This is a genomic window from Cellulomonas sp. EB106-03-03-XG116 (assembly GCF_058792015.1).
In genome coordinates, this window is sequence record NZ_JBYTEP010000077.1 from 1 (window position 1) to 9,258 (window position 9,258).

Genomic DNA, 9,258 nt, shown 5'->3' on the forward strand with positions numbered 1-9,258 from the left:
ACGGCCTTCGTCGGCAGCGTCAGATGTGTAGAAGAAACAGGCGCCCGGCCGCCCTCCGGGGAGGGCGCCGGGCGCTCGTGGCCGTGCGGGGCGGGCGGCGCTCCGGCGCCGCGCCGGGGTCAGCGGATCGCGCGGGCCTCGATCAGCGCGAGCAGCGTGCGGACGCCCACGCCGGTGCCGCCGGCCGGGGTGTACCCGAACGGCGCCTTCTCGTTGAACGCCGGGCCGGCGATGTCGAGGTGCGCCCACGGCGTGGTCCCGACGAACTCCTGCAGGAACAGGCCCGCGGTGAGCATCCCGCCGAACCGGTCGCCGATGTTGGCGATGTCCGCGACCTTCGACTTGAGCCCGGCGCGGAGGTCGGCGGGCAGCGGCATCGGCCAGAACGCCTCGCCGGCGGCGCCGGCCGCGTCGACGACCTCGGTGCGGGTGGAGTCGTCGCCCATGACCGCGGAGACGCGCGGGCCGAGCGCGACGAGCTGCGCGCCGGTGAGCGTGGCGATGTCGAGGACCACGTCCGGCTTCTCCTCGACCGCGGCGACGAGGCCGTCGGCCATCACGAGGCGGCCCTCGGCGTCGGTGTTGAGCACCTCGACGGTCTTGCCGCCGCGGATGGTCAGCACGTCGGACGGGCGCTGCGCGGTGCCCGACGGCATGTTCTCGGCGAGGCAGAGCCAGCCGGTGACGGCGACGGGGAGCTCGAGCCGCGCGGCGGCGAGCACGGTGTGCAGCACGGCGGCGGCGCCGGCCATGTCGGACTTCATCGCGTCCATGCCCGCGGCGGGCTTGATCGAGATGCCGCCGGAGTCGAACGTGATGCCCTTGCCGACCAGCGCGACCTTGGCGGCCGGGCGGGACGGGGCGTAGGAGACCTTGACCAGGCGGGGCGGGCGGGCCGAGCCCTGGCCGACGCCGAGGATGCCGCCGTAGCCGCCGGCGGCGAGCGCCTTCTCGTCCAGCACGGTGACCTTGACGCCCTTGGCGCCGGTGTCCTTGACCGCGGCCTTGGCGGCGTCGGCGAACGCGGCGGGGTAGAGGTCGTTCGGCGCCGCGTTCACGAGGTCGCGCACGCCGTGCACGGCGGCGGCCAGCACCTCGGCGCGGGCGAGCGCCTTCGTGGCCGACTTGTCGCGGGCGCGCGGGGTGAGCACGGTGATCTCCGCGGCCGGGGCCGGGGCGTCCTCGCCCGAGCGGTACCGGGTGTACGCGTAGGCGCCGAGCAGGGCGCCCTCCGCGACCGCGGCGACCTGCTCCGCGTCCTCGGCGGGCAGCGCGACGGCGACGGACGTCGCCCCGGTCAGCTCGCGCAGGGCGGCGCCGGCGGCGCGGCGCAGGGTCTCGGCGTCCGGGACGACCTCGTCGAGCGGGCCGACGCCGGTGAGCACGACGGTCCTCGCCGCCAGGGCGCCCGCGGCGGGCAGCCGCCGGACCTCGTCGACGGCGCCGGTGATGCCGAGGACGCCGGCGAGGCCGGTCACCTGCTCGACGGTCTCGGCGGGGAGCCAGTCGGCGCCGACGACCCGGGGGCCGGCGGGGCTGCTGGCGACCGCGACGATGAGGGCGTCGGCGGTCTGGCGGGCGGGGTTCGCGGAGGTCAGCGTCACTCGGGGCACCCGCCGATGCTATCGCCGCGTCCGGGTACCGTGGGGCCCCGTGACCCCGCCCCTGCTCTACGCCGTCGCCGCGGCGGCCCTCGCGCTGGCCGCCTGGGCCCTGGTGTCCGCGGTCCGGGACCGCGCCGTGGTGCTCCGGCAGCTGTGGGGCGCGGCCGTCGTCGAGGGGCTGATGGTGGTCCAGGCGGTCGTCGCGGGCGTCCGGCAGGCGACCGGCACGGTGCCGGACGAGCCCGTCGTGTTCTGGGGCTACGTGGTGACCCAGCTGATCCTGCTGCCCGCGGCCGCGCTGTGGGCGTTCGCGGAGCGCACCCGGTGGTCGTCGGTCGTGCTGCTGATCGCGGCGGTGGCGGTGGCGTTCCTGCAGCTGCGGCTCGACCAGACCTGGGCCGGCGCGTGACGGCGAGCCCGGCGGCGCCCGAGCCGCACGGCAGCACCGCGTCCGGCCCCGGCCGCGTCCTCGTCGCGGTCTACGGCGTGTTCGCCCTCGCCGCCACGGCGCGCGCGGGCTACCAGCTCGTCGCGAAGTTCGACGAGGCCCCGCTCGCCTACCTGCTGTCCGCGCTCGCCGCGCTCGTCTACGTCGTCGCCACGATCGCCCTGGCGACCGACCGCCGCCGGCTCGCCTGGGCCGCGGTCGGCGTCGAGCTGCTCGGCGTCCTCGCGGTCGGCACCCTGTCGGTCCTCGACGCCGGCGACTTCCCGGACCAGACGGTGTGGTCGGTGTACGGCCAGGGCTACGGCTACGTGCCGCTCGTGCTGCCGTTCCTCGGCGTCGCCTGGCTCTGGCGCACCCGCCCGCGGCCCGCCGCCGTCGCCGGGTCCCGGCCGGCCGCCCCCGGGGACCAGTAGGTTGGGGGCCGTGTACGGCCTCCTCTTCCGCCAGGTCTTCTCCCGCATCGACCCCGAGCAGGCGCACCACCTCGCGTTCCGCGCCATCCGCGTCGCCTCCCGGGTCCCGGTCCTGAACGGCGCGCTGCGCGCCGCGCTGACCCCGCCGCCGTCCGGCGCGGTCCGCGTGCTCGGGCGCACGTTCCCGTCGCCGTTCGGGCTCGCCGCGGGGTTCGACAAGAACGCCGTGGGGGTGCCGGGGCTGACGATGCTCGGCTTCGGGTTCGTCGAGATCGGCACCGTCACGGCGCACGCGCAGCCCGGCAACGAGGCGCCGCGGCTGTGGCGGGTGCTCGACCGGCGCGGCCTGCGCAACCGGATGGGCTTCAACAACGAGGGCGCCGCCGCGGTCGCCGAGCGCCTGCGCCGGCTGCGCTCGTCCGCGTCGGGCCGCGCGCTCGTCGTCGGCGTGAACATCGGCAAGACCAAGGTCACCGCGCCCGAGGACGCCGCCGACGACTACGCCACCAGCGCCGGCCTGCTCGCGCCGTACGCCGACTACCTCGTCGTGAACGTGTCGTCGCCGAACACGCCCGGCCTGCGCGACCTGCAGTCCGTCGACGCGCTGCGCCCGATCCTGCAGGCGGCCCGCGCCGCCGCGGACGAGTCGGCCGCCCGCGCGGGGCGCCCGCGCGTCCCGCTCCTGGTCAAGATCGCCCCCGACCTCGCGGACGCCGACGTCGACGCGGTCGCGGACCTGGTCACCGAGCTCGGGCTCGACGGCGTGGTCGCGGTCAACACCACGATCGCGCACGACCTCGGCCCCGGCGGGCTGTCCGGCCCGCCGCTGCTCGACCGCGGCCTGGTGGTCGTCGCCCGGCTGCGGCACCGGCTCGGCGCGGACCGGGTGGTGATCGGCGTCGGCGGCATCACCACCCCGGCGGACGCGCGCGCCTACCTGGCCGCGGGCGCCGACCTGGTGCAGGGCTACACCGGGTTCATCTACGAGGGGCCGTTCTGGGCGTCGCGGATCGGCCGGGCGCTCGCCCGCGACGCCGCGACCCGCGCGGCCGCCCCGGCGGGTGCCGCGTGACCGCGCTGCACCCGCAGTGGGCGTGGGAGCTCGCGGGCGCGTCCGGCGAGGTCCTGGACCGGCCGCTGTCGCCGGTGTTCGGGACCCGGTACGACGCCGAGGAGTGGCTCGGCGCGCACTGGCGCACCCTGCGCGACCAGGGGGCCCGCACGGTGGTGCTGCGGAACGACGGCGCGCTCGTGGCGCCCGCCTACGACCTGGGCGCCGTGCCCGAGCAGGTGACGGTCCGGCCGCGGGACTGACGGCCGCGGGCCGACCGCCGCGGGGCGCGAGGACCCCGCGGGCGGCGCCCGGCCCTAGACGAGCGCGCCCGTCGTCCCTGCCAGCGGCGGCGCCCCCGCGTCCACCCGGCCCGGCGCCCCGAGCGCCGCCCACGCCAGCGCCAGGCCGTCGACCGCCCGGTGCAGCTCCTCGGGCTCGACGGTGAACGGCAGCCGCAGCCGGTCCTCGAGCCCGCCGTCGACCCCGAAGGCCGGGCCCGGTGCCACCCGCACCCCGTGGGCGAGCGCCAGCGCGCTGAGCGCCGACGACACCGGCGCCCCGAGGTCGACCCACAGCGCCTGCCCGCCCGGGGGCACCGCGAACCGCCACCCCGGCAGCCGCTCCCCGAGGAGCCGGACCAGCAGGTCCCGCCCCGCGCGCAGCCGGTCCCGCCGCTCGGTCAGGGGCCCCTCGCCGAGCCGGAGCAGCTCGACGGCGACCAGCTGGTCCAGCACCGCCGTGCCGAGGTCCGCGCTGCGCCGGGCGAGCGCGAGCCGGGCCACGAGGTCCGCCGGCCCGCGCAGCCAGCCGACCCGGAGGCCGCCCCAGTGGCTCTTGGACATCGACCCGATCGCGACCACCCGCGGCGCGTGGCCGTCGCCGGCGAACGGCTCGGGCGCGGGGCCGTCGAGCGTGAGGTCGGTGAGCACCTCGTCGCCGGCCACCACCGTCCCGGTGCGCCGGGCCAGCGCGCGCACCCGCTCGCGCGCGGCGCCGCCCAGCGTCGCCCCCGTCGGGTTGTGGTGGTCGGGGATCAGGTAGACGAGCCGCGGGGCGACCTGGCGCACCGTCGACTCCAGCAGGTCCAGGTCGGTGCCGTCGCGCCCGGTGGGGACGGGGACCGGCCGCGCGCCGACCGACCGCGCCGCGTCGATCGCGTGCGGGTAGGTGGGCTGCTCGACGACCACCCGGTCGCCCGGCCCCGCGTGCGTCCGCATGAGCAGCGCGATGGCGTGCTGGGCGCCCGTCGTGACGAGCACCTGGTCGGGCGTCGTCGGGGTGCCGCGGGCGGTGTAGCGGTCCGCGATCGCGGCGCGGAGCACGTCGAGGCCGAGCGGTGCGTACCCGTGGCCGGCGTGCCGGGGCAGGGCGTCGACGGCGCGCCGGGCGGCCTCGTGCAGCTCGCGCGGCGCCGGGCACGCGGCGATCGTCAGGTCGACGACCCCGTCCGTGGCGAGCGGCCGGTGCAGCGGGAGCGCGGCCCCGCCGCGGGTGCGGTCCCCGGGCAGCGCCGTCACGGTCCCGGAGCCCTGGCGGCTCACCAGGTACCCCTCGTCGCGCAGCAGCCCGTACGCTCCCGAGGTCGTCGTGCGGGACACCCCGAGCACGTCGGCCAGCTCCCGCTCCCCGGGCACCCGGGTGGCGAGCGGCAGGTCGCCGGCGAGGACCGCGCGGCGGACGGCGTCGGCGAGCGCGGCGTACGCCGGGCCCGGGCGCCGCCAGCTGCCGAGGACGGCGGCCAGCCCGGTGCCGCCGATCCGACGGTCGGAGACGAGGAGCGTGGACATGAGGCCACTCTTGCGCAAGTGGCTATCGAAGGGAAGGCCGGTTTGCGCCGATGATGAGTCCGTGACCGCTCAGCCCGATGCCACCGCCGACGCGGGGGCCACCCCCGCCACCGCTCCCGTCGCCGCCCGGCGCCCCGCCCACGCCGGACGGCGCGCCGTCCAGCTCGTCGGCGGCCTCGTCCTCTACGCCGCCTCGATCGCCCTGCTCGTGCACACCGGCCTCGGCAACATGCCGTGGGACGTGCTGAGCCAGGGTGTGTCCCGGCAGGTCGGCTGGTCGCTCGGCACGGTGACGATCGTGCTCAGCGTGCTGATCCTCGGCGCCTGGTGGCCGCTGCGGCAGAAGCCCGGGATCGGCACCGTCGCGAACGTGGTGCTGATCGGCGTCCTCATCGACCCGTTCCTCGCACTGCTCGACCTGCTGCCCGAGGCGCTCCCGCTCGCCGCGCGGGTCGGCATGGTGCTGGCCGGCATCGTGCTCAACGGGCTCGCCTCCGCGCTGTACATCGGCGCGCGGCTCGGCCCGGGGCCGCGGGACGGCCTGATGACCGGCCTGGTCGCCCGTACCGGCTGGCCGGTCGGTCCCGTGCGGATCGCGATCGAGGTCACCGTCGTCGCGGTGGGTTGGGCGCTGGGCGGCACGCTCGGGTTCGCCACGCTGGCGTACGCGCTCGGCATCGGCCCGCTGATCCACTGGCTGCTGCCGCGGCTCACCGTGCCGGTGCCGCCGGCCGTCGCCGCGGCGGAGCCTGCCGAGCCGGGGGAGGGCCGCTAGCCACCCGCCCGGAGACGACCGCAGGGCCGGCACCCCGGGAGGGTGCCGGCCCTGCGTCGTCGTGCGGGTCAGCGCGAGGCGGGCGAGTTCTTCGCCGTCTCCGCCGGGTCCGCGATGACCGCGTCGCCGAGGATCTCGTCGATCCGCGTCATCAGCTCGGCCGGGATCTCGACCCCGGACGCCTTGACGTTCTCGGTGACCTGCTCGGGGCGCGACGCCCCGATGATCGCCGCGGCGACGTTCTGGTTCTGCAGCACCCAGGCGACCGCGAGCTGCGCGAGCGACAGCCCGAGCTCGTTCGCGACCGGGGTGAGGTCCTGCACGCGCTGGAGCACGTTCGGCTGGTCCAGGAAGCGCTTGATGGTGTTCGCGCCGCCCTTCTCGTCCGTCGCGCGCGAGCCCTCGGGCAGCGGCTGGCCCGGCTTGTACTTGCCGGTGAGCACGCCCTGGGCCACGGGGGACCAGACGATCTGGGACACGCCCAGCTCCTCGGACGCCGGGACGACCTCGGGCTCGATGACCCGCCACAGCGCGGAGTACTGCGGCTGGTTCGAGACCAGCTGGAAGCCGAGCTCCTTCGACAGCGCGTGGCCCGCGCGGATCTGGTCCGCGGTCCACTCGGAGACGCCGATGTACAGCGCCTTGCCGGAGCGCACGACGTCGGCGAACGCCTGCATCGTCTCCTCGAGCGGCGTCGCGTGGTCGTAGCGGTGCGCCTGGTACAGGTCGACGTAGTCGGTCTGGAGGCGCTGCAGGGAGCCGTCGATCGACTCCATGATGTGCTTGCGGGACAGGCCGGTGTCGTTCGGGCCCTTGGGGCCGGTCGGCCAGTAGACCTTCGTGAAGATCTCCAGCGACTGCCGGCGCTCGCCCTTGAGGGCCTCGCCGAGCACCTCCTCGGCGACCGTGTTCGCGTAGACGTCCGCGGTGTCGAAGGAGCTGATGCCGGCGTCGAGCGCGGCGCGGACGCAGGCGGTCGCGGCGTCGTTCTCGACCTGCGAGCCGTGCGTCAGCCAGTTGCCGTAGGTGATCTCGGAGATCTTGAGGCCGGAGCGGCCCAGGTGGCGGTAGTTGACCATGCCACCACCCTAGGACGGTCTAGGAGCGCCGGCTCACTCGGGGTAGTCGCCGTGCTTGACCTGCGGCTTCGGCAGGCGGGCGCGGCGGATCTGGAACACCCGGGTGACGGCGTACATCATCAGCCCGCGCTGCTGGCCGGCGTCGCCGAACTTGGCGGTGAGCTTCTTGCGGAGCTTGCGCCACATGATGATCACGTCGACGACCATGCCGATGATGAACAGGTAGAGGACGACCAGGCCCAGGAACGCGAGCTCCGGGCTGACCGACGTCAGCAGCATGTTGAGCAGCAGCATGACGATGGCGACCGGCAGGAACAGCTCGCCGAGGCTCCACCGGGCGTCGACGTACTGCCGGATGTACCGGCGCACGGGGCCCTTGTCCTTGGCGGGCATGTACCGCTCGTCGCCGGTCTGCATCGCGGCGTACTGCTTGTCTCGCTCGGCCCGCTGCGCGGCGCGCGCGTCCTTGGCCGCGGCCTTGCGGTCCTGGGGCACGAGCGGCCGGCGGTTCGCGGCCTCGGCCGTCTTCCGCTTGGGGGTGGGGCGGCCCTTCCCGGCCTCGATCAGGCCCGGGGTCTCCTCGACGAGACCCGGGGTGGCCTGCTCCGCGGGGGAGGTGCTGTCCTTGCTGCGTCCGAACACCCCTCCAGGGTAGTCGAGTAGCGTGGCGATCCGTGACAGAGCCCACCGCCACCCACGCTTCCCCCACGCCCGCCGACCCCGCGGCCGTCGCCGACCTGCGCGCCCGGGTCGCCGCCGCCTTCCCGGCGGTCCGCGCCGACCTCGAGGCGCTCGTGCGCGTGCCCTCGGTGTCGAACGCCGACTTCGACCAGGCGCACGTCGCCGCCAGCGCCGAGCACGTCGCCCGGCTGCTCGGCGAGGCCGGCCTGCCCGAGGTGCAGGTGCTCTCGGTCGAGCGGCCCGACGGCACGCCCGGCGCGCCGGCGGTCGTCGCCCGCCGCCCCGCCCCGGCCGGCGCCCCGACCGTCCTGCTCTACGCGCACCACGACGTGCAGCCCCCCGGCGCCCGCGAGGACTGGGACACCGAGCCGTTCGAGCCGACCGAGCGCGACGGCCGGCTGTTCGGGCGCGGCGCCGCGGACGACAAGGCCGGCGTCGTGGCGCACCTCGGCGCGCTGCGCGTGCTCGGCGACGAGCTGGGCGTCGGCGTCACGGTGTTCGTCGAGGGCGAGGAGGAGGTCGGCTCGCCGTCCTTCACCCGGTTCCTGCACACGTACTCCGACCTGCTGCGCGCGGACGTCATCGTGGTCGCCGACTCGTCGAACTGGAAGATCGGCGTCCCCGGCCTCACGACCTCGCTGCGCGGGCTCGTCGACCTCGAGGTCGAGGTGGCCGTGCTCGACCACGCGGTGCACTCCGGCATGTTCGGCGGCCCGGTGCTCGACGCCGTGACCCTGCTGTCCCGGCTGATCGCCACGCTGCACGACGACGCCGGCGACGTCGCGGTCGAGGGCCTGGTGTCGGCCGCCGACCCGACGGTCGACTACGACGAGGCCGCGTTCCGCGCCGACGCGAGCGTGCTCGACGGCGTGACCCTCGCCGGCACCGGCCCGCTCACCGCGCGGCTGTGGACCCGCCCGACGATCGCCGTGATCGGCCTCGACGCCCCGCGCGTCGCCACCGCGTCGAACACGATCGCCCCGAAGGCCACCGCCAAGCTGTCGATGCGGATCGCGCCCGGGCAGGACCCGGCCGCCGCGCTGGCCGCCCTGCGCGCGCACCTCGAGGGCCACGCCCCGTTCGGCGCCCGGGTGACCGTCCGGGACGGCGAGCTCGGCAAGCCGTTCCAGGCCCCCGCCGACTCGGCCGCGATGCAGGCCGCGCGCGCCGCGTTCGCCGACGCGTGGGGGACCGACCCGGTCGACATCGGCATCGGCGGGTCGATCCCGTTCATCGCCGACCTGCTCGAGGTGTACCCCGACGCGGCGATCCTGGTGACCGGCGTCGAGGACCCGGACTCGCGGGCGCACGGCGCGAACGAGTCGGTGCACCTCGGCGAGCTGGAGCGCGTGGTGCTGGCCGAGGCGCTGCTGCTGGCGCGCCTGGCGGTGTGACGCCCGGGCCCGTCTCTTCTCCA

At 76.3% G+C, this 9,258-nt stretch carries 10 protein-coding genes; 6 read left to right on the forward strand and 4 right to left on the reverse strand.

What is annotated here, in order from left to right:
• Positions 1-119: 119 nt before the first annotated feature.
• Entirely contained in the window at positions 120-1,613 is a 1,494-nt protein-coding gene (locus AC3WUG_RS18235; RefSeq protein ID WP_492328958.1) for a leucyl aminopeptidase, read from the reverse strand.
• 40 nt (positions 1,614-1,653) lie between these two features.
• Here AC3WUG_RS18235 and AC3WUG_RS18240 point away from each other — a divergent pair, with 40 nt between their 5' ends.
• From AC3WUG_RS18240 to AC3WUG_RS18255, 4 genes are read left to right on the forward strand one after another with little or no spacing between them, the layout of a single operon-like run.
• Positions 1,654-2,013: a hypothetical protein gene (locus AC3WUG_RS18240; protein WP_492328959.1), complete on the forward strand. Its 360-nt coding sequence runs from the start codon at positions 1,654-1,656 to the stop codon at positions 2,011-2,013.
• Entirely contained in the window at positions 2,010-2,465 is a 456-nt protein-coding gene (locus AC3WUG_RS18245; protein ID WP_492328960.1) for a hypothetical protein, read from the forward strand. Before AC3WUG_RS18240 ends, AC3WUG_RS18245 begins: the two co-directional genes overlap by 4 nt.
• 10 nt (positions 2,466-2,475) lie before the next feature.
• Positions 2,476-3,537: a quinone-dependent dihydroorotate dehydrogenase gene (locus AC3WUG_RS18250; RefSeq protein WP_492328961.1), complete on the forward strand. Its 1,062-nt coding sequence runs from the start codon at positions 2,476-2,478 to the stop codon at positions 3,535-3,537.
• Positions 3,534-3,779, forward strand: a complete 246-nt coding sequence (locus tag AC3WUG_RS18255; protein ID WP_492328962.1) for a hypothetical protein — start codon at positions 3,534-3,536, stop codon at positions 3,777-3,779. Before AC3WUG_RS18250 ends, AC3WUG_RS18255 begins: the two co-directional genes overlap by 4 nt.
• A gap of 54 nt (positions 3,780-3,833) precedes the next feature.
• Here AC3WUG_RS18255 and yczR read toward each other — a convergent pair whose 3' ends face one another.
• Positions 3,834-5,306: a MocR-like transcription factor YczR gene (gene yczR / locus AC3WUG_RS18260; protein ID WP_492328963.1), complete on the reverse strand. Its 1,473-nt coding sequence runs from the start codon at positions 5,304-5,306 to the stop codon at positions 3,834-3,836.
• Positions 5,307-5,367: 61 nt separating this feature from the next.
• Here yczR and yczE point away from each other — a divergent pair, with 61 nt between their 5' ends.
• Complete coding sequence (gene yczE, locus AC3WUG_RS18265) at positions 5,368-6,081, forward strand: membrane protein YczE (protein ID WP_492328964.1); 714 nt, start codon at positions 5,368-5,370, stop codon at positions 6,079-6,081.
• A gap of 68 nt (positions 6,082-6,149) precedes the next feature.
• Here the strand turns inward: yczE and AC3WUG_RS18270 are convergent, their stop codons facing one another.
• Positions 6,150-7,160, reverse strand: coding sequence for an aldo/keto reductase family protein (locus tag AC3WUG_RS18270; protein WP_492328965.1), 1,011 nt, complete (start codon positions 7,158-7,160; stop codon positions 6,150-6,152).
• Positions 7,161-7,193: 33 nt separating this feature from the next.
• Positions 7,194-7,802, reverse strand: a complete 609-nt coding sequence (locus tag AC3WUG_RS18275) for a DUF3043 domain-containing protein (protein ID WP_492328966.1) — start codon at positions 7,800-7,802, stop codon at positions 7,194-7,196.
• A 32-nt stretch (positions 7,803-7,834) separates the two neighbouring features.
• Between AC3WUG_RS18275 and AC3WUG_RS18280 the strand changes: the two genes are divergently transcribed.
• Positions 7,835-9,235: a dipeptidase gene (locus tag AC3WUG_RS18280; protein ID WP_492328967.1), complete on the forward strand. Its 1,401-nt coding sequence runs from the start codon at positions 7,835-7,837 to the stop codon at positions 9,233-9,235.
• Positions 9,236-9,258: the final 23 nt, after the last annotated feature.